The sequence below is a fragment of the Shewanella sp. WE21 genome (assembly GCF_002966515.1).
In the GTDB taxonomy this organism is placed as follows: Bacteria; Pseudomonadota; Gammaproteobacteria; order Enterobacterales; family Shewanellaceae; genus Shewanella; species Shewanella oncorhynchi.
Genome location: NZ_CP023019.1, coordinates 667,898 through 689,703, shown reverse-complemented (window position 1 = coordinate 689,703; position 21,806 = coordinate 667,898). Strand labels below are relative to the sequence as shown.

The following is a 21,806-nucleotide window of genomic DNA, read 5'->3' as shown; positions in this document are numbered from 1 at the left end:
ATTGAATTAGAAATTCAATCATTACTGTGAGTTAACATTAAGCAGTTAGTACTGTTATTCGCACTTTAACGGGTGAATCGATACAACTTGGGTTTCGTTACCGTTATTTGCAACTTGCATACGGTTGTGGGTTTTTATTGTCTTCAAGCTTTTCTTGGTATTATTTCCATTAAAAAGAGTGCCTACATTGGGCACTCTTTTCGTTTCAATAGCTTATCGCTCACCATGTGTCGTTAGCTATTTATCTTAAGCGACTTTAAATCGCGCAACTTCTTTTTGTAGGTTGCTGCAAATGGCTTTAGTGTTGACGACTATTTGCTGCGTTTCTTGGATCACTAAGTTGCAGTATCTTGTTTTATCGGATAATTCGGTCAAGTTACGATTAATTTCTTCGGTCACATGGGTTTGCTCTTCGGTCGCAGTCGCCGTTTGAGTGGACATCTCACTGACCTTAGAGGTGGAGTTTAGAATTTCATCTAGTGCATCTTGGGTTTGGCTGGCGAGGGTGACAGTTGATGTGGTCAGGCTAGCTCCCGATTCAATGCTTTTAACCGCATCATTTACACCGCGTTGCAACTCTTCAATCATGCGCTGAATATCTTGGGTTGAGGTTTCGGTACGACTCGCCAGTGTACGTACTTCATCTGCAACTACGGCAAAGCCGCGGCCCTGTTCGCCAGCGCGCGCAGCTTCAATGGCCGCGTTAAGTGCAAGGAGATTAGTTTGCTCAGCGATTGAGCGGATCACATCAAGCACTGAGGCAATATTGGCAGAATTGACTGAAAGTTTTTCAATAACTGTCACGGCATTTTTAACTGATTCAGACAGTTGTTGAATATGATTAACGGACTGGGCGAGGATATTTTTACCCTCTACTGTTTGGTCATTCACCTTAGTGATTTCGGTGGCAGTATGAAGAGCGTTACTGGCGACTTCTCTTACGGCTGCACTCATTTCATTTACTGCTGTGACAATGGTATCGACAAACTGCTCTTGTTCATGGCTGATGTTGATTGTGGTAGCTGACTTAGTTGCAAGGCTTTCAACGGTTTGGCTCACATCTTTAGTTTGACCAATAATCGAGATGACCATTTGCTGTAGCTGCTCTACAAATAAGTTAAATGCATGGGCGAGCTCGCCGATTTCATCCTGACGTGTGATAGGGATCCTTTGGGTTAAGTTACCGTCACCATCGACAATGTCATTGATCCTGCTAGTGATATCTTCAATTGCATTGACTATGATTTTAGGTCCGAAGTAGGCAATCAACAGCGCCACAATGGCGACTAAGCTTGCTATCGTTAAAGATATTTGGGTTTGGGTGGTTGCCTGTTCCGTTGCTTGTAAATCTAGCTCTTTTACTCTGTTATCGGCGGCTTCGCCCGCGGCATTGTAGATATCTCTTAATGCCTTAAATTCTTGCTTGGATTTGGTTTCGTGGAGTTGTTTCGCGCGTTCAAAATCATTACTTTTAACGGCATTAATGACCTCTGATGAGGCCTGATACCAGAGAGAAAACTGCGCCTCAAAGCCACTGGTTGATTGCAGTACTTGCAGGTGATCTTTAAGGATTTTTTTAAATTCGCCCATTCTGTCACGGGCTTGATCGACATTCTCTTGCCAGTTATCAATCTCACTTTTGCGATTATCGGCAGATAATTCTTCCCTGAGTAACACTTCTTCACTTAGCTGCGCTTGATAAAGGTCGCGATCTGCATTGAGAATTGCCGAAATTGCGGGATTAAATAACTGACTAAATTCCTGCATCTGCTTCACAGTAGCACGGCTTTGCATAGCATCAGTGACTGCCATGACAATGAGCGCTGTCGCCATAATGGCAAACATCAGTGAAAACTTAACGCGAATACTGTTAAACATAGGATGATCTCCATTAATAACTTAATAAATAGCTTAGCCGTTATTTATAGAATTGCCTTTGCGTGCAGCAGATTGCGATGGGATTTTGTACGCATTGAAATAAGCGAAACCGCCTTGGTCACTATTACCAAGGCGTTGACGCATTACTTTGGATTATTCAGGACAAGCTAGGGTAGGGATGACTTTAGGCTTAGGTTTTATCTGCACTAGCATGACGCCAATAATGACCATAGAACCGCCAATATAATGATAAATGGCTAAGGTTTCATCTAGGATGATGGCCGCCAGTATCGCCGCAATAATAGGCATTAAATTAAAGAATACGCTGGTGCGATCGGCGCCGAGTTTGCTTATGCCATTGATCCAAGCCCACGGCGCTAAAAGTGAGGCAGCGATAGCAGCGTAAAGTATCAGTGGTGCCGATTGGGCACTGATCGCCATGCTGGGACTCGTAAACAGCAGTGGTGTCAGCATGAATACGGCTATGAGTCCTTGAATATAAACCGATTCCCAAGTCGGCAGTGGCAGTTGCCAGCGTTTCAGTAATACGCCATAGAGTGCATACACAAAGGCGCTAAAGAGCAACAGTAAATCACCTTGAGTCACGCCGATGGCAAGATTCATCATATCGCCGTGACTGAGCATAAAAATCAATCCAAATAGCGAGATTAAGGTGCCACCAAAGGCTAACGGTGATAATTTTTGCTTGAGTAATGGCACGGCTAAAAACAGACTGATCATAGGCACGAGAGAGGTGATTAATGCCATATTTGTTGCCGTGGTGGTAGCCGCCGCAAAATAGGCCAGACTTTGGTTTAGCACCATACCTAACAAAGCCAAAGTAGCGAACTTAGGTAACAAAGGTAGTATCACTTGGCGTTTTTGCCAGACGCGACTTGCGACAAAGGGGGTTAACAATAACATAGCGAAAAACCAACGGTAAAATGCTATGGCTTCAGGATCGATAATCCCAAATGAGAGCTTGTTGACTATCGAATTGCCTGCCCAAATTAATACGGCCAACAGGGGGAACAAATACAGCATGGTCTTGCCTTTAGGTACAGGCTAAAGTGACTGGCCATAGCTTATGGCTTATCACTTAAGCATCCAGATAATAGATTAGTGGCTATTATCCATGGTCGGTTATGATATAAATATCGCTTATCAGACAAGGTCAGTTCCTCTACGGACAAGCGTAATCTGGGTTAGCGATTTCGTTTGAGTTTTTTGGACCACCATAGCTTTGAGGGCATCAAAATGCGCACGGTTTACCATCCGCTCACGGCAGAGCAAGAGCCTGCTGCAGATATCTTCTTCAACTATGAAGCTTTCTTGCCAAATACGGTAACGCCAAAACATCAACATGTTTGGGGGCAACTGCAGTTAATCAGCGGTGGAATTATGGAGTTACATGCTGCAGGGCAACGGTTTTTATCGCCGTCACAATATGCGATTTGGGTTCCTGCGGGGATAGAACATGAAAGTTATACTCGGCGTAGTATTCATTATTGCTCGATGAATATAGTTGCCGAGCGGGCTGCGGCTTTTCCCATAGAGACTTGTCTTTTAGCCGTGACATCCATTGCCCAATCGATCGTTAACGATCTGCGGGAACGGCAAGTCACTGTGGCAGAAACTGCGGCGGATAAGCGACTGGTTGAGGTTTTGCTCGATCAGCTGACCTTGGGTAAAGCTCTACCGCAATTTCTGCCCACCGTTTCAGATAAACTGTTACAGCCGTTGTTGCTGGCAATTGAAGCCGACCCTGCGAGTTCGAAAACCTTTAAATCTTGGGCCAGTGAATTACATACCACAGAGCGTACTTTAGCTCGTCGCTGCCAAGAGGTTCTGGGGATGAGTTTTACTGAGCTAAGACAAAGGCATAAGTTTATCTATTCCTTACAACTATTACGTCAGGGACTTGCGATCAAAGAAGTGGCATTGACGCTCGGCTATAACCAAACTTCGCCTTATATCGTGATGTTTAAAAAATATGCTCAGTGCTCACCTGAACAGTATCGCCGCCGATTGTGATTGAGTGGCTGATGGAGCAAGGCTTAATAAAGGCGAGATAATGAGATCCTATGCGAAAGTCGCGCTAGATGATGCACTAAAAATATTGGGGGAAACTGTGAAATAAGATAGGGTGCTAAAGTATTAACACCCTATTTTCGGCCTATTTAAAGAGAGGATTTAAGGTTTTTTACAGAGTTAGATAAGTTAGTCGGAAGCCTTTTGGCGGTTCCGTTTATCTTGACGCTTCTCTTTTAAGGTTTTCATTGGCGGTTTTTTGTTTTTTTCTTTACTCATAGATATAAACTCCAAAGTGAAGGTTACTATCCGAACCCGCGCCGCAAATCGGTTTCGATAGTTGGGCTCAATTTTTTATTTCAGGCTTTAATTGAGACGGTTTATTTATAAAGAGTATAAAAATAAATTTAACGATTGAGGCGCCGTGCTAAACCTCTTAACCCCTTTGCTGTTTACTCTAAAGCGCTGCCATGACTTATACGTAAATAGTTGCAAAGAGTCGTTAATTGCAGTGTTAAACTTATTTAAAGTGTCTCTTTAATAAATATCGCGGCCAGTTAATGACTTCAAAATAACATTCCCTCTTATTATATTATGTTGAAAATGCCGCTATAAGCCGCCGCTAATAGCGAGTTCAAAGCATGTTGCCACTGAATTGAACATGCTCTATTTTAAAATGCTTACAACCTTATAATCATATTTTTTAAAATTTCTGAAATGTTATCAAGTAGCAATACTCAATAGCCATTGACAAAAAGTATGCCAAATGATTTTTCCTATACAGATTTTTTAGGTTGTTTTTTCGTTAAACTGACATCTTTAATCATAAACAGAACTGGTTTGCCTAAAATGCTCACCTCTGCCAGTTCGCCCTTTGATAACCCAAGTAAGCTGACGCCTAAATCTGATATGACAGAGAAACGTCCTGCACTGGGTTTATGCCTTGGTGGATACACGAGTTCAATTTGGTACTCTTGCTGATCCTGCAGATTAACTAAGTGAATTTCCCGTCCCACAGTCACTTTATCACTCGTCGTATCATGCTTTAGCTGCTCAAGCTTACTAATCACGCCTGCCAAAGCCGTTGGGCGTAGAGAGGCATTAAAACTGTTTTGTAAATAATAGGTTTCAGTTTTTAGAATAAAATTCTGGAAAAGACCACTAAAAAAAGAATATGCCATTGCCGCCTCTGAAATAACAAAGTTAAAATATAAGCATAGAAATTAAAATGAGTATTACTCTGTGCTTATTTCACAAGAAGTTATAATTCTGCCGAGCGCGAGTGACGCTCGGCTTAGACTGGGAATTTGAGCGAGAGGCGGATTGAGCTTACTGAACTAGATGTGTTAGCTAACACATGGGAAAATAGTGATGAAAATGCAGTGCTAAACATAGTGTTACATCTCCAGTCAAAAGTTGATATTCGATTGATTATTTATTTTTTGTATATCGATTTAGTATATCGGCCTTGCTGTTAACTAAATCTTGCCATTAACTAAATAAGTAATTGCTTGGCTGATACCATAGGTCAAGTAAAAATATAAAGCAAGCCTAACTAAGCTAATCTTGCTGAATATACTGATAACAGTAAAACTGGATTTAACATAGTTTTAACCTTGCTACATTGGGGCTAGTCTTCGTCAATTTAATGCTAGCACTCGTAAAGTAAACTGAGCACTTGTTAATTTGGCTGAACTGAAAGCCAAATTAATTCAACCATTGAATGTTCTAGTGCATTGTCGCTAGATGCTATGGGCACTAACTGAATTAAGCCTTAATATAAGCTTCTAAAGTCAATATTTACTTAGGTTGTTAAGCCCGCACCTTTTAAAAGTATTTTGATACACATAGAGACGAGGAACAGACAGCTTACGCTTGTACACCAAATCAGCACTAACCAGCCGAGCCGATAGGCGAGGGATTTCGTTTGGGTCGTCATGTTGATCTCCTGCATATGTAAAGTCATCTAAAGTGAATCAGCGACCTAAGCCAAGTTAGCTTCAGTCGCGTTTTGGGAACTCTCATCTAAAGTCATGGCTAGTGATAGCCAGCATCCTTGGTTACTTTGCCGCGGAACACGTAGTAGCTCCAAAAGGTATAAACCAAAATCAGCGGGATGATCATCAGGGCGCCGACGAGCATAAAGCTTAGACTGCTGTCGGGGGCTGCTGCCTGCCAAAGGCTGATGTTGGGTGGAATAATGTGCGGCCAGATACTGATCCCTAAGCCACTAAATCCTAAGAAAATCAGCCCTAGAGTGAGTAGGAATGGTTGATAGTTATCATCACGATTTAGGGATTTTATCAAGGCCCAACTGCAGGCTAATACCAGTATTGGCACTGGGGCGAAGTAGAATAAATTCGGTAAACTAAACCAGCGCAGGGCAATATTGGGTTGCACAAAAGGCGTCCATAAACTGACTAAACCTATGGTCATAAGCAGGCATAAGGTCAGTGCTCTACCGAGTTGTTGCATGGTCGTTTTAAGCTCGCCTTGGCATTTTTTCACCAGCCAAGTCGCGCCGAGCAGAGCATAGGCCAGCATAAGGCCAAATCCACAGAAAAGTGAGAAGGGCGTTAACCAATCGAAACTACTGCCGCTAAATTGTTGGTTACTCACCGAAATGCCGGAGATAAACGCCCCCAGCACTACGCCCTGTGAAAAGGTGGCCGTGATAGAGCCAAACATAAACGCTTTATCCCAGAATGGTTTAGCTTCTGCGCCCGACTTAAATCTAAACTCAAATGCCACGCCGCGAAAAATCAATGCCAGCAGCATGATGAGCAGCGGTATGGTTAGTGCTTCGAGCACTATGGCATAGGCGAGGGGAAAGGCACCGAGCAGACTAGCGCCGCCGAGCACTAACCAAGTTTCGTTACCATCCCAAACGGGGGCGACGGTATTAACCATAATATCCCTGTCGTCTTCGTCGTGAATGAAGGGAAACAGTATGCCGATGCCGAGATCAAAACCATCCATCACGATATACATTAAGGTGGCAAAAATGATGATCCCGAACCAAATCAAGGGTAGATCGAATTCCATGGTGAGCCCTTAAATATGTTTAAGATTGAATAAGTAAAACTAGATTCATTTACTTTAAAATTAATGACTTGTTGCCGCGATATCTGGCCCTTTGCGGATGAGTCGCATCATATAGCGATAACCAACGCCAAAGATGCCGCAGTAACTGACGATGAAAATCCCTAGGCTGATACTCAAGTGGGTAACGCTGTGGGAAGACACGGCATCCTGAGTGCGCATCAATCCTTGGATCACCCAAGGTTGACGGCCAAGCTCGGTGGTAAACCAACCTGCTAGTGTGGCGAGCAATCCGGCGGGGCCGAGCACGAGTACAAATCGCAGAAAGTGTTTGTTGCTGTAGAGGCTGCCTTTGCGCCTGAGATAAGCGCTCCACAGTCCAGCAAAAATCATCAATAAGCCTAAGCCGACCATGAGCCTAAAACTCCAGAACACTAACAACACATTGGGTCTGTCCTCGGCGGGATACTCAGTCAAGGCTGGCACTTGTTTGCTTAAATCATGCTGTAAGATCAGGCTCGCGAGCCCTGGGATTTCGAGACTGAAGTGGTTTTTCTCTGCGTCCATATCGGGAATTGCAAACAAGATAAGCGGTGTGGGTTTGTCACCCTCATTACGCCAATGGCCTTCCATTGCCGCGACTTTTACAGGTTGATATTCAAGGGTATTTAAACCATGAAAATCACCAATCACAGCTTGCAGCGGCGCGACAATTAACGCCATCCACATCGCCATAGACAACATCTTGCGGATCGCGGGCGTGTCGTTACCTTTGAGTAAGTGCCAAGCCGCCGATGCTCCCACAAAGAAAGCTGATGAAATAAAGGCCGCCACTGTCATATGGGCTAAACGATAGGGAAATGAAGGGTTAAACACTATCTGAAACCAATCCACAGGAATGACGCGATTATTCACAATTTCAAAACCTTGGGGCGTCTGCATCCAGCTGTTTGAAGCTAAGATCCAGAAGGTTGAGATAATAGTGCCCGTGGCGACCATACAAGTGGCGAAGAAATGCAGGTTTTTGCCTACCTTCTGCTGACCAAATAGCATGACCCCCAGAAAACCCGCTTCGAGGAAGAAGGCGGTGAGGACTTCATAGGTGAGTAGCGGCCCAGTTACGCTGCCCGCGAAGGCGGAAAAAGCACTCCAATGGGTACCAAATTGATAGGCCATCACTATGCCTGAGACCACGCCCATGCCAAAGTTTATGGCAAAAATCTTCGACCAAAATAGATAGAGTTGTTGGTAAACTTCATTCGCCGTTTTCAGCCATAAGCCTTCTAATACCGCCAGATAGGTGGCGAGGCCGATAGTGATGGCAGGGAAAATAATGTGAAAAGAGATGGTAAAAGCAAATTGGATCCTAGCGAGTACTGTGGCATCAAAATCAAACATAATTTCCTCGAGCGATAGGCATTTCTCGTTACAAAGGCATTGTTCTAGTCGCGTTCACTGAACCCTAAATTGGCTTGACGGTGAAAGCTTGTGTGCTATTAGACCATGGGATATGCTGGCTATAACAGACACAGAATATCTTGGCTTGGCTATAACAGATGACGAAGTATGAGCAGTTAGCGCAGGAATTAAAGACACGAATAGCCCAAGGTGTCTGGCAGGCGGGGGACAAGTTGCCGTCGCTGCGCCAAACTGTGGCCGATTCGGGCTTGAGTCTGATGACAGTGCTCAATGCCTATCAGTTATTGGAAAGCCAAGGCGTGATCTCGGCGCAGGCTAAGTCTGGCTATTTAGTGGCGCCAAAGCCGGAATTAATCGCGCGGCAGGGAGAAGCCTTTCGTTATCCCGAGCGACAAAAGCCGATTTATCTTTCCGATAGTGTGGATATTAATGAGTTTGTATTCAATGTGCTGCAGGCTTCAAAGCAGGCGGACATAGTGCCCTTTGGTTCAGGATTTCCCGATCCTAGTTTATTCCCGCAACAAGCACTGGCGCGATCTTTAGTTAAGGTGACTCGGCACATGTCACCTTCTTTTGCCGCCGATAATTTACCGCCAGGCAATGCGGGATTGCGTAAGGCTATCTCCCAACGTTATGCCAAATTGGGCATGAGCATTTCGCCCGACGAAATCATCATTACCTCGGGTGCCATGGAGGCGCTCAACTTGAGCTTAGCGACGCTGACACAAGCGGGTGATTGGGTTGTCATTGAATCACCGACCTTTTATGGCGCGATGCAAGCCATTGAACGGCTTAAACTCAGGGCGATTGCGGTTGCTACCGATCCACAACAGGGGATTGATCTCGAGGCGTTGGTAGAAGTGTTAAATACCTATCCAGTGAAAGCCTGCTGGTTGATGAGCCAACATCAAAATCCTTTAGGTTGCAGTTTATCGGATGCTAAAAAACAGGCGCTTTATCAGCTACTAAACGAGCATAAGGTCAGTCTGATTGAGGATGATGTTTATCAAGAACTCTATGTCGACTCGAGCGCGCCAAGGCCAGTAAAAGCCTTCGATACCGAAGGACGGGTGTTGCACTGCGGCTCATTTTCTAAGTCTTTGATTGCTGGTTATCGTGTCGGCTGGGTGGCGGCGGGATGCCATGCACCGCAGTTACAACGTTTACAAGTCATGTCGACGTTATCGACCAGTGCGCCGATGCAGCTCGCCATCGCCGATTTTATTCAGTCGGCGCAATATGAACGGCATTTGAAACAGTTACGTAAAAAGTTAGCCAGCCGTAAATTGGCCATGTATCAATTATTGTGCGCGCATCTGCCCGAATCTGTGGGGGTCAACTTCGCGCAGGGCGGCTATTTTCTCTGGTTAGCGCTGCCATTACACATGGACGCTACACAAATTTATTATCAGGCGATTGAGCGTGGGATCAGTATTGCACCCGGAAATCTCTTTAGTAATCAGGTCGAATTCCGCCATTTTATGCGTTTGAATACCTCATACGAGTGCTCGCCAGAGATAGTCTCAGCGGTCGTGGTGCTGGCCGAACTTATCCGTAACTATTCGCGCCGAAGTTAAAGGCTGTGGCCAAAAAGTTTTAGACTTCTAGATGTCTATCTGTTAGCTTGTTGAGCATGCACAAATCTTGTGCAATTCTCAATGTCGATTGAATACTGGGCTGCTACGGATAAGGAAGGGAAAATGAAATTAGAGTCACTGGCATTACACCATGGTTATGAGTCAGAAGCGACCACGAAGGCGGCCGCAGTACCTATCTATCAAACGACCTCTTATACTTTCGATGATACCCAGCATGGTGCTGATTTATTTGACTTAAAAGTCGCTGGTAATATTTATACACGGATAATGAATCCTACCACTAGCGTGCTAGAGCAACGTCTGGCAGCCATTGAAGGCGGCATAGGTGCGCTGGCCGTGGCATCGGGTATGGCGGCGATTACCTATGCGATTCAAGCCTTGACTCAAGTTGGCGATAACATCGTCAGCACCAGTCAGCTCTATGGCGGCACCTATAATCTGTTTGCACATACGCTGCCGCGCCAAGGCGTTGAAGTGCGCATGGCGGCCTTCGATGATTTTGAAGGCCTCGATGAGCTGATCGATGACAAAACTAAAGCCTTGTTCTGCGAATCGATTGGTAATCCAGCGGGCAATATTGTCGATTTACAGCGTTTAGCCGAGATTGCCCATAAATATGGCGTGCCTTTAATTGTCGATAATACGGTCGCGACTCCAGTGTTATGTCGCCCCTTTGAGCATGGCGCCGATATCGTTATTCATTCTTTAACTAAATACATTGGTGGCCATGGCACGACAATCGGTGGCGTGATTATCGATTCAGGCAAGTTCGATTGGGTGGCGAATAAGGAAAGATTTGCCTTACTCAACCAAGCTGATCCTTCCTACCACGGCGTGGTTTACACAGAAGCCTTTGGTCCTGCTGCATTTATTGGTCGTTGCCGTGTAGTACCGCTGCGTAATACCGGCGCCGCACTGTCACCGCACAGTGCATTTTTACTGTTGCAAGGCCTTGAAACCTTAAGCCTTCGAATGGAGCGCCATTGCTCTAATGCCTTGGCATTAGCGGAATATCTGGTGCTGCATCCGGCGGTCAGTTGGGTGAACTACGGCGCCTTGCCAAGCAGCCCTTATCAGGATAATTGCCACAAGATCACTGGCGGAAAAGCTTCTGGGATCATCAGCTTTGGGATTAAAGCGGCCACAGCTGAAGAGGGTAAGCTTGCTGGCGGACGTTTTATCGATGCACTGCAGATGATCCTGCGTTTAGTGAACATTGGGGATGCGAAATCCTTGGCCTGCCACCCTGCGAGCACTACGCACAGACAGCTCGATGCCGATGAACTGGCAAGGGCGGGCGTGTCTGAGGATCTTATCCGTATCTCGGTTGGGATTGAGCATATCGACGACATCATTAACGATGTGGCGCAGGCGCTCGATAAGGCACTGGCGAGCAAATAGCTTGTATCGAATAGTCCATATTAAATAGCCGATACCTCATCGCTTTATTAAATCGTTAACAGTAAAAAGCCGCCATCGATTCAATTTGATGGCGGCTTTTTTAGTGCTTTAAAAACGATGTTAATCTTGCTGCAGTCGATTTCTCGCCTTCTGATAGAAGTAAGAAACAGTCAGCAAAATGACCCCGATCAGCATAAAGGCAATCACCTTTTGCACTAGCTCGAATGAAGCCATATCCAGTAATAGCACTTTAAGCGTCGATAAGGTAAATAGCCCTGCGGCGAGGCGGATCATATCGGCATTTTGTGGTTTTAAGCTGATAAACATCAACACACTGCCATGGATAACCAATAAAATCGCGCTGAGTGGGGCGGCAATAATGTTATCGAAGCTATAACTCCACATGAAGTAACTTAAGGCGAGTAACAGATGCCAACCCCACTTAAGTCCTTGTAAAGGTAAGATGCGTCTATGCAAGCGTATTGCTGCACCGTGCTGCAAGATAAGCCTTGCTAGGAGCGCCAGTGATAAAAACTCGATTAACATAAACGAGGCATTATCACGATTAAGCCCGAGTGTTAGCTCAAAATGGAACATGATGGGCAACAGGGCTAAGCCTAAAGTGAGACCATAGGCGAGATGGTAGCTTTCCTTTATTGCGGCTTGGATTTCGGCGGCGAGGGGGAATTTTGCGCTATATGAGGCTTGGCCTACAGATGCCTGACTTACACCTCTCAGGCTTAAACCTCTTTGGATTAGCAATGCAAAATAACCACTTAAGGCTAATGCTGTCATGGCTATTCCTACTAGCTCAGAATGATTAAAACCATAAACGATCACGGCCAATACCAGTGCAAAGTAATAAGGGCTTAATTGCCATTGTAGCTGCAGCAAGGGACGCCATGTCTCGGGTAATTGGCGATAACGAAGCAGTGTGAAGCCCATAAAGAGGGCGCCAACGGCTAGCGCCGCGAGTCCTTGCCAAGCGTGAATAAGGCATAGCGAGGCTGTCATCAGAACCGCTAACCAAGTGAGGATTTTGGCTTCTATGTTCAAACTCTTATGTTTAACAAAGTAGGCTAAACCTAGGCTCATAAAGGTGCTCAGCCAGAGTGCAATAGCGGTATATTCCCAATGGTTGCGGATGACTTTGGGCAGCAGAATAAGCGGCAGCAGCAAATAGCAGAAGATTTGCATCGTATAAGCGGCTTTGGCAAATAAGGCATCTTTATAGTGGTGACGATACCAATAATGGGCCAAGAGTAAGGCGATAAATAACTCAAACCGTGCCAGTTTTGCCATAAGGGGTTGGGCACTAAAGCTAAAACTGCCTGTGAGCGTTATGCCTTCAACAACCTTAAACAGCAGCGGCAATAGTAAGAGCCAAGCAGCAAACTCGCTCACAACGAGTCTGTCCTTTGCGCTCAAATACAGCAGTAATAGGCTGACCAGTGGCAAGATGGCGAGGTAGTAATCGCTGCTAAAAAGGTAAGCCGCGAGGATAATTGTCGCCACATAAAAACCGCTTAATAGCTCTTTTAACACTCTGTTTAGCTGACTTTCTAGGGTCGAAAGTAACGTATGATGGAGTGTTAATAGCCGAATCACTAAGACTAAGGCGGCGCAACTTAAAGCCAGTGCCAACAGTGGAAAGCCAAAAGCTAACAAGGGAGAAATTGGCGCCCCATCGATAAAGCTTGATGCTAAAAGGCTCATGCCTGTCAGTACACTAGACGCATTGAGCCCTAATCCCATCAGCAGCAATACATAGGCTTCGGCGCGAACGGATATCAGTTCTTCTTTGGTGCCAATCCACAAGAGTAATAAGGCTTCGAGCAGTAATACTAATCCAAGGAAATCGTGGCTGAGTAAATACAGTGCGGCAAATCCCGCAAAACTCCCTGCAAAGACTAATAATAAGCCGCTGCGGGCTTTTTCTAGGTTGCCTGTGCGCTTCCAATAGAGGGCTGCGCAAATCAGTGCGTTGGCCGCAAAGATTTCCCCTGCGAACTCAGTAAATTGCGTCAACTCTAATAACACAAAGGCGAGCAATGCTATCGGTAGGGCGAGTATGCGATGGCTCAGTGCATTATGTTTTTCATCCTGATGGGTAAACTGCTGGGTAAATAGTAGGCCTGTGATGCCGTAGAGATAAAAGAACGCATTAATACTGATAAGCGCGAGCAGACTGACGCCGCCAATGTCGCTGAATGGCAATTCAATGAAATTGCTAAAAGCTTCGATGCAGCCTATGTGCAACAGGGCGGTGATTTCCAGTAGCAGCGGCCACTTAAGTTTGCGACTCTGGGCAAGGGCGCCTGCACCAATAAGCAGTAAATAAGGTAGATACAATAGCGGCGCATAGCTTTGGGATAACAGCATCATAGGCGCGGTCGAGCCACCGACTAAGGCGATCACGGCGATCACTTTGGCATCTAAGCGCATCGACAGGCCATAACCTGCCAAAGTGATCAATAACAGTAAGATAAAACTCGCGCTATTGGGAACTAACTCAAAATACGGCCCAATAAAGTACGCGCAGAGATAATTAAGTATGAGTCCGAGTCCGACAATACCTGAGCCAAAATCCGCCATACCCGCGCGTTTTTGGCGAATAAAAATCCCGCTGGCTATGATAGCGTTCGCGCTGGCAAACCCGAGTAGCGCTTTGCCAAGTTCTGAAAACCAATGGTTGATTGAATATTGCAGTAAATAACCAAAGCCTAAGGTCAGGGTGATGATCCCTGCGACAGTCATCAAAAAGACAGGTCCTAATCCCTTAGCCTGATAATGATGGTAGAAAGATTTGACTTGCTCGTTGACTGCCGCAAAGGGTGCCATGACGGCCGCGAGTCCTTGGGATAACAACTCATCAAATTGACTCGCCGCTTGCACACTTGCCTGCAATTTGACTTCATCACTCAGCTGTTGATTTTGTGCTTGAATAAGGTGTTCGGTTTTAGCGACTTGTTCCGTCGAGGTATTTTTCGTTTTTCTTTGCCAAGGGTCTTCTTGCCAAGGTTCACTTGGTATAGGGCCTTGCTGCCATGGGTTGGGTTCTCCTGGGGCTGGCTCTACGGAAGCTGGCTCAAGGGTTGGTGTTTGTGCCGCATAGGTTAATGGGAGCGTGTCTTCAGCCGCAATTTGCTGACTTAAGGTCTCGAGCTTAGTGGAGAATTCTGCTAATTGACGACCGAGCGAAGATTGCTGCGATAAATGCAGCGATTGTAACTGTGCCAGCTCAGCTTTTAGTTGGGCAACGTCATCCTTTAACGGCATATCTCATTCCTAAGTGTTTAAGTGCTTAACTCATAAACCTTTGTCGGCAAGAAGTGTACTTGTATGTGTATTTTTCGGCTAGTTGTTGTTGATTTTTAGGAAATCTCCGACTGCTGCTTTTCCAACATGTCATTGCTCAGCATAAAAAGAGCCCTGTATAAAAAAGAGCCAAACATTGCTGGCTCTCATTTAACGTGTCAATTTCGATGAGGTTATTTTTTCTGTGCCTGCAGGATCACAAATTTACCGTTGGAGGCGACTGTGGTGCAGTTCTTAAATAAGCGCTGTAATTTTACATGGTAAGCCAGATGACGGTTACCGACGATATGTAAGATCCCCCCCTCTTTTAAGCGGCGGCGAGCATCTAAAAACATTTGCCAGGCGATATGATCGGTAATGGCTTCACCTTGATGGAACGGTGGATTACACAGTACCAGATCCGGTTGGACTTCTTCTGGTAGATGCGTCATGCAATCGTCCCAATAGAAGTGGCCTTTATCTGCGGGCAATTGGTTGCGTGCCCAGTTTGCCTTGGCTGATGCGACTGCCATTTCAGAATCATCGATAAAGTGAATGTCAGCCTCTGGGAATAACTGGGCGGTGCGTAACCCCAGCACGCCATTGCCACAGCCGAGATCGACAATCGACTTAAAATCCCCTTTGGGCAGATTCTCTAGCATGATGCGTGCGCCAATATCGAGTTTGTTGGCGGCAAACACATTACTTAAATTGCTGATCTCAAGTTGATATTCGGGTATGGCCCAAGTCACTTCTTTGGCTAATGGTCTTGGTTTGCCATCACTGACACAGGTGATCACTCGCGTGTTTTTCCACGCTAAACTGGCGCTTGCGAGGCCTAAATGCTTAGCAAAGATGTCGAGTAAGGCGCCATTAATCGATTTGGCTTTGGCGGCCACTAATACACGAGTGCCTGCGGGTAACACTTGCGACAAGCGCGTTAGCTGGTGGGCAAAGTAGCTTAAGTTTTTAGGCAACTTCATCAATACTAAGGCTAAGTTTTCTGGCAAGGTATCGCGGCTGGTAAACCATTGCAGATTATCCATTGGCAACTGATTGCGGCCATGGTTTTGTTCTGTGCCTAAAAAGCTGGTTCTGGCATCGGTTTCAACAAATAGCGGCCAACTTGGATGCAATTTAGATAAACCGCAGCTTAAGGCGCCGAAATTGTCGTTGATAATGGCGGTTGGCACGGCGGCTTGCTCTGACTCAATAAGGCTTTTGAGTAAGTGTTCATCGGCGGCATCCCAAGCTTGAAGATTAGATTCCTGCTGAGCCGGATACCGTAAGAGTTCGAGTTCAACACCCGCTACTGAAAATTGTGTTGTCATGTGCCACACTGCGCCAATAAATTTAAGGCGCAGATTATCGCAGATTTCATGGCGCAGTGCGACGGCTCGCATGGAGGACGTCAATGCAGCAAGGTAAGTTAGGGTTTGATACAGAGGGGGAGGCTCAAATTAAACCGCCCATCACCTTAGTGCGGGGTTATCTTAATGCTGAGCAGCAAGCGGCGCTAATGAAAGAAGCGCTGACCTATCCCTTAAGTCGCCCTGAAATCCAAGTCTTTGGTCAGTTTCACGTTATTCCTCGCCAGCAAGTGTGGTTTGGCGATTTGGGCTGCGACTATTTATATTCAGGACTGTTTATCCGCGCCTTACCTTGGCCTAAATATGCTCACAAGTTGAGGGATAAGTTAGCGCGGGATTATGGTTTGGAGAGCAATGGGGTATTAGTGAATCGCTACGCCGATGGTAAAGATTGTATGGGCGCCCACAGTGATGATGAACCTGAAATAGCTCAAGGGAGTCATATTGCTTCTATTACCTTAGGCGCCACGCGGGATTTTGTGCTTAAGCATAAGCACAGTCAAACCAAGTACAGCATAAGTTTGCACAGTGGCGATCTACTGATCATGCACTGGCCTATGCAAAGTGATTGGTTACACAGTTTACCTAAACGTTTGAAAGTAAAAGAGCCGCGTTGGAACTATACCTTTAGACAACTCATCGTTAATTTCCATGGTTAATTGCCTCCCGCTAACTGCCTATGGTGAAGCACTGCGAAATATGGCTGATATAAAGTGGTGGGGCATCAACAAATTGAAAGCGTGAATTTGATCTTTTCAATTTGAAGCAGTACTCTGCGGCAACTGGATTTTCCCATTCTGAGACTCGAATATGTCCAATACTCATGTGCAGGGCACTGTGGCTAACACTATTTCGCAGAAATTAACCGAATGCTTTTCGCCGACCCATTTAGAAGTGATTAACGAAAGTAATCGTCACCATGTACCACCGAATTCAGAAACCCACTTTAAAGTTGTGCTGGTGAGCGAGCAGTTTGATGGCTTACGTTTATTAGCCCGTCATCGATTGGTCAACACTCACTTAGCCCATGAGTTAGCCAATGGCGTGCATGCTTTGTCTATTCACACTTTCACTCAAAATGAGTGGGATGCGAATGCACAAGTACCTAATACGCCAAATTGTCGTGGTTAATTAATCGCTCAGCAATACTGTTTAGCTTAGATTTCAAGGCCACTCTTCATAGAGTGGCTTTTTGTTTTAGGCCGGCTTAAGACCATTTTTGGGTTTGCCGACCTTAGTTTCTAGTTTCCCTACCTTAGTTTCTGTGTTAACAATATGTTTTATTTTAAGAGGTTGGGTGATGTGATTGTCAATACCCATCTTGAGTGTATTTCCATGTCAGTTGGATCCATGTGCTCGTTTGACATCAGGGAGACTATTAAAAATGCGTAAGTTAGGGAGTTTGTTTATCTCAGTGCTGCTGATGGGACTGAGCGGTTGTAACCCCGTCTCCAGTGATGCGCAAAGCGTGGCCGCTTCCCATGCCGCAACTGATGTTCCCCACGCTTTACCTGCTATTGAATGGCGTCTTGCAACCTCTTGGCCGAAAAACTTCCCAGGTTTAGGCATGGCTCCTGAGCGTTTTGCGCATTTAGTCGATGAAATGTCTAACGGTCGGTTAAAGATTAGCGTTTATGGTGCGGGTGAGTTGATGCCCGCTTTTGCCGTATTTGATGGTGTGAGTCAGGGTAAAATTCAAATGGCCCACTCCGCTTCTTTCTACTGGAGAGGAAAAGCGCCCGCAGCGCAGTTTTTTTCATCGATCCCCTTTGGTATGACCGCGCAGGAAATAAATGGCTGGCTTCACTATGGTGGTGGTATGGAGCTGTGGACTGAAGTGTATCAACCCTTTGGGATAATCCCCCTCGCGGGTGGCAATACTGGGATGCAAATGGGTGGCTGGTTTAATAAACCCATCAATACCATTGCTGATTTTAAGGGATTGAAGGTCCGCATGCCGGGCTTAGGTGGTGAAGTGTTGAAACGCGTTGGTGCTGTACCTGTAAACATGGCGGGGCGTGAACTTTATGGTGCATTGCAAACGGGGGCGATTGATGCCGCAGAGTGGGTAGGGCCAGTGAATGATCTTGCCTTCGGTTTACATAAAGTGGCTAAGTACTACTATTACCCTGGTTGGCATGAGCCAGGTTCAAATATGGAATTCTTGATTAATACCGCTGCCTTCGAGAGTTTACCTGAGGATTTACAGGCCATAGTCAGAGTTGCTGCGAGAGCCATTAACCAAGATATGCTCGATGAATACACGACCCGTAACGTGACCGCCCTTGAAACGTTAGTGAAGGACGAAGGTGTGGAGCTTAAAGCGTTTCCACCGAAAGTCTTGTTGGAGCTTGAGAAAATTTCCAAACAAGTGATTGAAGAACAAGCGAATCAAGATCCCTTAATGCGAAAGGTGTACGATGCCTACCACACGTATGAGCAAGGTGTGCGCCAGTACCATAAAATATCTGAGGATGCTTACAGTCAGCAGCGTCAACACTAAATGATGTTTTTGTCACATTAGCATCTGATTTATATGAGATGATTTCATCTTAGATTATCTTGTTATCGGCGTAATTCATTTGGTGTTATGCTTGCAAGCCATAAATAGACAGTTACAGTGGCGTTGATGTCGCCCTGAGAATTTGGAGATCCCTATGCCATTACTTGATAGCTTTACCGTCGACCATACTCGGATGAATGCCCCTGCGGTTCGTATCGCTAAGCATATGAGCACGCCAAAGGGCGATGCCATTACTGTATTTGATTTACGTTTTTGCGCACCGAATAAAGAGATCCTCAGTGAGCGTGGAATTCATACTCTAGAGCATTTGTTTGCGGGTTTTATGCGTGACCATTTAAATGGCAGCGATGTTGAGATCATTGATATTTCGCCAATGGGATGTCGTACCGGTTTTTATATGAGTTTGATTGGTGAACCCACAGAGCGCCAAGTGGCCGATGCGTGGTTAGCCGCGATGGAAGATGTGCTTAAAGTGGTTGAGCAGTCTGAAATCCCTGAGCTGAACGAATACCAATGTGGTACGTATGAGATGCATTCATTAGAGCAAGCACAAGATATCGCCCGTAATATTATTGCTGCAGGCGTAAGTGTTAATCGTAATGACGATCTAAAATTAAGCGATGAAATTCTAGGTAATCTGTAATTGTTCGCACTCTTATAGTATGAGAGTGCTTCTTTAGTAAATTCAGTTTCCTGAAGTAAATAAGAGAAAGCGACGAGAGTCGCTTTTTTTTTCAAGCAAACTCAGCTATTTTACAAGTTAATAACAAAAACACCGTACGCTAACAAAGTTTTTGGGAGCTTGGTATGCCTAGTCGTTACTTCACTGTATCACTTTGTGCAATTTCTGTATCTCTTGCCTGTTCTAGCACAACGTTCGCCGATGATCTTCACAGTCAAATGCTTGAATTGAACAAGCTCAATGACACATTTCATTCAACGTCTAATCGTTTAGCGTTAGGTCAATTGACGGCTTTGACGGTTTTGCCTGCGGATCTGAGTGGAAATCCCGCAAGCATCAGCATGCGTAGCGCAACTCAAGGTATTGCGGTATTACAAGATAGAGTGTATTTCTCCCCTGCGCCGTATTCGGCACCGCAATTACAACTCTTACCTAATCTGCTGCAACAACAGAGTGTTACTGCCGCCCCGATGGCAAATATGGCTGTCGGTGGGCAAGGTGCGTTTGGGGTGGTGAGTTATCAAACCTTACCTGTTGCTGAGCAGACCGAGAATAGTAAGGCGACTCTCGAGGGCAATACCGATTCAGACTACAGTGTCGATATGAATTGGGGAGTGAAGCAAAAAGAGTATGGCATGATACTCGCGGTTAATTATGCAGATAATAGCGGCGCCGATCACTTGCTCAATGGTCAAGACACAGACCACCAAACGACAGACATCTTATTTAAAATCAACGCCGCGAGTTTACTCGGCGCCAGAAGTCCACAGGTGACTGAGTTTACTTACCAGTTTCTCGATGATGATAGTTATCGCTCTCAGCTTGGGTTACACAGGCTGATTGGCAACAAGATCCTATGAGTTTGTATTCGGCCACTGCGGCGGATAAACATCAGGGGCGACATCATAAGTACCAACTGTCTCACCAAGTTACGCTCAATGGTGGGCATAAGGTCACCACAGACTTTTACTACCAGTCTTATTCGCAGCAATTAAACCAACTCAATCAATTTGATGGGCAAATGCTCGATGCCCATAGTCTTGCTGCGTTGGCCGCATTTGAACGTCAGCCGATAGTCGATGGCGTCGAACTGGCTTCTTTACAGCAAGACAATGATTTCAGCTCCTTTGGGGCACAAACTGAATCAGTGAATCAGTATGGTGCCCATCAAATTATCTATAGCGCCCGTTATCATACGGATAAAGCCGAGATGCGCCTTGGCGATCAACTGAGTCTATGGCAGCAGGACTTGAGTTTAGTGAGTGATGCACAAAATGCATTATTAGCCTATACCGACGATGCAACAGCATTTACTTCGGCAATCGATTCTTTGTTTAATTGGGACGAATTACAGATAAAGCTCGCGCTTGCCTATGAACAAGTGAGCGTCAATCGCAAGGTCGATTTAGCTTATGTAGGACTGGATGCGGCTGATTTCTCCGACAGCGATTGGATGCCACAACTCGGTGTTTTATATGATGCTGGAGATTGGCGCTTTAGTACGGATATTCGCCGCTCATGGACCGCCGCGAGTGCAGGTAATCTTGAGCAAGAGGCGCAAGTATCGCTGCAATATCAAGTCAGCGCCCAATATGCCAGTGAGCATTTTAGTGCTGACATCAAAACCTACGTTCAAGATTTTGATAACCTGCATGTCAATTGCGATGCGTATACCCAATGCGCCGACAGTCGTTTGTGGGTTCAAGGCAATGTCGTGGATGTACTGACCAAAGGAGTTGAGCTGAGTCTTGGCTACCAGTGGGATATCGGTAGTGTACAGTTACCATTAGTCTTAAATTATCAATATTCGAATTCGGAGTATCAAACCAATAGCTGTAACGAAATCCAAGGTTGCGTTGTGGCTGGTGATAGAGTGGCTTGGTTACCTGAGCAGCAATTGCATTTTAGTGCTGGAATGAAATATGCCGAATATGAATTGAATGCAAATGTCTTTTATCAATCCGAGCGGGAAATGGGCCAATTTGGCGCTGAATTACAGCCTATCGCAGTACAATGGCGGGTAGATTTAGCGGCGAATTATCATTTTAACCGTCACCATGAGATTTATTTTAGAGTAGAAAATCTCTTAGATGAGTCATTAGTTACGACAGCATCAAATAGCGGAATTCGATCGGAAAATGGACGTATTAGCTATTTAGGTTATCAATGGCGCTTTTAAATTGAGTTTTATTTTGTTTGAATTTAAATCAATTGAAACAAATAAGATCGATTTCGGCTGCGTTTAGTGGACGTTTCGACTTTTTGCTAAATTAAATCTTTAATTATTAATGCTATAGTACCCAGTGGCCGTAATATTCTCTCTTTCTGATCAGTCACTAGGTCGGAAGGTGAACGCCGTAGCGCATGATTCTTTTCAATCCGTATTTTAGGTTTGAAATCACCTATAATTTTCGTGGCGATGCCAAGTCAATTGGGGTAAAATGCGCGCGACCAGCGTGATTGCGATCGCATTTCTGTGATAAATCTGCGCTAGCTCAATGCAGTAGGTTTTGTTTAAAACCTAAGTATTTAGCAGGAACGCGGCGCATTGTCTTTCCTTCAAA

Annotated in this window: 15 protein-coding genes and 1 pseudogene; 8 read left to right on the top strand and 8 right to left on the bottom strand. The window is 45.4% G+C overall.

Going from position 1 to position 21,806, the window contains the following annotated elements:
* Positions 1-246: 246 nt before the first annotated feature.
* Positions 247-1,878 (bottom strand): methyl-accepting chemotaxis protein, encoded by a 1,632-nt coding sequence (locus CKQ84_RS02905; RefSeq protein WP_105250031.1) that lies wholly within the window; start codon positions 1,876-1,878, stop codon positions 247-249.
* Between the two features lie 153 nt (positions 1,879-2,031).
* On the bottom strand, positions 2,032-2,922 hold the full coding sequence (locus tag CKQ84_RS02900) for a DMT family transporter (protein ID WP_028761579.1): 891 nt from the start codon (positions 2,920-2,922) through the stop codon (positions 2,032-2,034).
* A 213-nt stretch (positions 2,923-3,135) separates the two neighbouring features.
* Here CKQ84_RS02900 and CKQ84_RS02895 point away from each other — a divergent pair, with 213 nt between their 5' ends.
* Positions 3,136-3,912 (top strand): helix-turn-helix transcriptional regulator, encoded by a 777-nt coding sequence (locus tag CKQ84_RS02895; protein WP_105250030.1) that lies wholly within the window; start codon positions 3,136-3,138, stop codon positions 3,910-3,912.
* Positions 3,913-4,685: 773 nt separating this feature from the next.
* Here CKQ84_RS02895 and CKQ84_RS02890 read toward each other — a convergent pair.
* From CKQ84_RS02890 to CKQ84_RS02875, 4 genes are all read right to left on the bottom strand, one after another.
* The gene (locus CKQ84_RS02890) at positions 4,686-5,090 is read right to left on the bottom strand and encodes a GreA/GreB family elongation factor (RefSeq protein ID WP_028759523.1); all 405 of its coding nucleotides are present in this window, start codon (positions 5,088-5,090) and stop codon (positions 4,686-4,688) included.
* Between the two features lie 623 nt (positions 5,091-5,713).
* On the bottom strand, positions 5,714-5,848 hold the full coding sequence (locus tag CKQ84_RS02885) for a DUF2474 domain-containing protein (protein ID WP_105250029.1): 135 nt from the start codon (positions 5,846-5,848) through the stop codon (positions 5,714-5,716).
* 98 nt (positions 5,849-5,946) lie between these two features.
* Positions 5,947-6,954, bottom strand: coding sequence for a cytochrome d ubiquinol oxidase subunit II (cydB, locus tag CKQ84_RS02880; protein ID WP_105250028.1), 1,008 nt, complete (start codon positions 6,952-6,954; stop codon positions 5,947-5,949).
* Between the two features lie 60 nt (positions 6,955-7,014).
* Positions 7,015-8,349 carry a cytochrome ubiquinol oxidase subunit I gene (locus CKQ84_RS02875; RefSeq protein WP_105250027.1) on the bottom strand — a complete coding sequence of 445 codons (1,335 nt, stop codon included), beginning with the start codon at positions 8,347-8,349 and terminating at the stop codon, positions 7,015-7,017.
* Positions 8,350-8,507: 158 nt separating this feature from the next.
* Here CKQ84_RS02875 and CKQ84_RS02870 point away from each other — a divergent pair, with 158 nt between their 5' ends.
* The gene (locus tag CKQ84_RS02870) at positions 8,508-9,947 is read left to right on the top strand and encodes a PLP-dependent aminotransferase family protein (RefSeq protein ID WP_105250026.1); all 1,440 of its coding nucleotides are present in this window, start codon (positions 8,508-8,510) and stop codon (positions 9,945-9,947) included.
* A 123-nt stretch (positions 9,948-10,070) separates the two neighbouring features.
* Positions 10,071-11,369: an O-acetylhomoserine aminocarboxypropyltransferase/cysteine synthase family protein gene (locus CKQ84_RS02865; RefSeq protein WP_105250025.1), complete on the top strand. Its 1,299-nt coding sequence runs from the start codon at positions 10,071-10,073 to the stop codon at positions 11,367-11,369.
* Between the two features lie 120 nt (positions 11,370-11,489).
* Here the strand turns inward: CKQ84_RS02865 and CKQ84_RS02860 are convergent, their stop codons facing one another.
* Both CKQ84_RS02860 and CKQ84_RS02855 read right to left on the bottom strand, forming a co-directional pair.
* On the bottom strand, positions 11,490-14,648 hold the full coding sequence (locus CKQ84_RS02860) for a DUF2339 domain-containing protein (protein ID WP_105250024.1): 3,159 nt from the start codon (positions 14,646-14,648) through the stop codon (positions 11,490-11,492).
* Between the two features lie 212 nt (positions 14,649-14,860).
* Positions 14,861-15,997, bottom strand: a complete 1,137-nt coding sequence (locus CKQ84_RS02855) for a methyltransferase (RefSeq protein ID WP_105252984.1) — start codon at positions 15,995-15,997, stop codon at positions 14,861-14,863.
* 83 nt (positions 15,998-16,080) lie between these two features.
* Here CKQ84_RS02855 and CKQ84_RS02850 point away from each other — a divergent pair, with 83 nt between their 5' ends.
* The 5 genes and pseudogenes from CKQ84_RS02850 (at position 16,081) to CKQ84_RS24170 (ending at position 21,421) form a co-directional block, all read left to right on the top strand.
* On the top strand, positions 16,081-16,695 hold the full coding sequence (locus CKQ84_RS02850; protein WP_105250023.1) for an alpha-ketoglutarate-dependent dioxygenase AlkB: 615 nt from the start codon (positions 16,081-16,083) through the stop codon (positions 16,693-16,695).
* A gap of 151 nt (positions 16,696-16,846) precedes the next feature.
* Entirely contained in the window at positions 16,847-17,167 is a 321-nt protein-coding gene (locus CKQ84_RS02845) for a BolA family transcriptional regulator (RefSeq protein ID WP_028761572.1), read from the top strand.
* Positions 17,168-17,420: 253 nt separating this feature from the next.
* The gene (locus tag CKQ84_RS02840; protein ID WP_105250022.1) at positions 17,421-18,539 is read left to right on the top strand and encodes a TRAP transporter substrate-binding protein; all 1,119 of its coding nucleotides are present in this window, start codon (positions 17,421-17,423) and stop codon (positions 18,537-18,539) included.
* Positions 18,540-18,693: 154 nt separating this feature from the next.
* The gene (gene luxS, locus CKQ84_RS02835) at positions 18,694-19,203 is read left to right on the top strand and encodes an S-ribosylhomocysteine lyase (RefSeq protein WP_028761570.1); all 510 of its coding nucleotides are present in this window, start codon (positions 18,694-18,696) and stop codon (positions 19,201-19,203) included.
* A 164-nt stretch (positions 19,204-19,367) separates the two neighbouring features.
* Positions 19,368-21,421: pseudogene (locus tag CKQ84_RS24170) on the top strand (TonB-dependent receptor).
* Positions 21,422-21,806: the final 385 nt, after the last annotated feature.

Coding starts and splice junctions, on each gene's coding strand:
- CKQ84_RS02905 (WP_105250031.1), bottom strand. CDS start 1,878: ATGTTTAACAGTATTCGCGTTAAGTTTTCACTGATGTTTGCCATTATG.
- CKQ84_RS02900 (WP_028761579.1), bottom strand. CDS start 2,922: ATGCTGTATTTGTTCCCCCTGTTGGCCGTATTAATTTGGGCAGGCAAT.
- CKQ84_RS02895 (WP_105250030.1), top strand. CDS start 3,136: ATGCGCACGGTTTACCATCCGCTCACGGCAGAGCAAGAGCCTGCTGCA.
- CKQ84_RS02890 (WP_028759523.1), bottom strand. CDS start 5,090: ATGGCATATTCTTTTTTTAGTGGTCTTTTCCAGAATTTTATTCTAAAA.
- CKQ84_RS02885 (WP_105250029.1), bottom strand. CDS start 5,848: ATGACGACCCAAACGAAATCCCTCGCCTATCGGCTCGGCTGGTTAGTG.
- cydB (WP_105250028.1), bottom strand. CDS start 6,954: ATGGAATTCGATCTACCCTTGATTTGGTTCGGGATCATCATTTTTGCC.
- CKQ84_RS02875 (WP_105250027.1), bottom strand. CDS start 8,349: ATGTTTGATTTTGATGCCACAGTACTCGCTAGGATCCAATTTGCTTTT.
- CKQ84_RS02870 (WP_105250026.1), top strand. CDS start 8,508: ATGACGAAGTATGAGCAGTTAGCGCAGGAATTAAAGACACGAATAGCC.
- CKQ84_RS02865 (WP_105250025.1), top strand. CDS start 10,071: ATGAAATTAGAGTCACTGGCATTACACCATGGTTATGAGTCAGAAGCG.
- CKQ84_RS02860 (WP_105250024.1), bottom strand. CDS start 14,648: ATGCCGTTAAAGGATGACGTTGCCCAACTAAAAGCTGAGCTGGCACAG.
- CKQ84_RS02855 (WP_105252984.1), bottom strand. CDS start 15,997: ATGACAACACAATTTTCAGTAGCGGGTGTTGAACTCGAACTCTTACGG.
- CKQ84_RS02850 (WP_105250023.1), top strand. CDS start 16,081: ATGCAGCAAGGTAAGTTAGGGTTTGATACAGAGGGGGAGGCTCAAATT.
- CKQ84_RS02845 (WP_028761572.1), top strand. CDS start 16,847: ATGTCCAATACTCATGTGCAGGGCACTGTGGCTAACACTATTTCGCAG.
- CKQ84_RS02840 (WP_105250022.1), top strand. CDS start 17,421: ATGCGTAAGTTAGGGAGTTTGTTTATCTCAGTGCTGCTGATGGGACTG.
- luxS (WP_028761570.1), top strand. CDS start 18,694: ATGCCATTACTTGATAGCTTTACCGTCGACCATACTCGGATGAATGCC.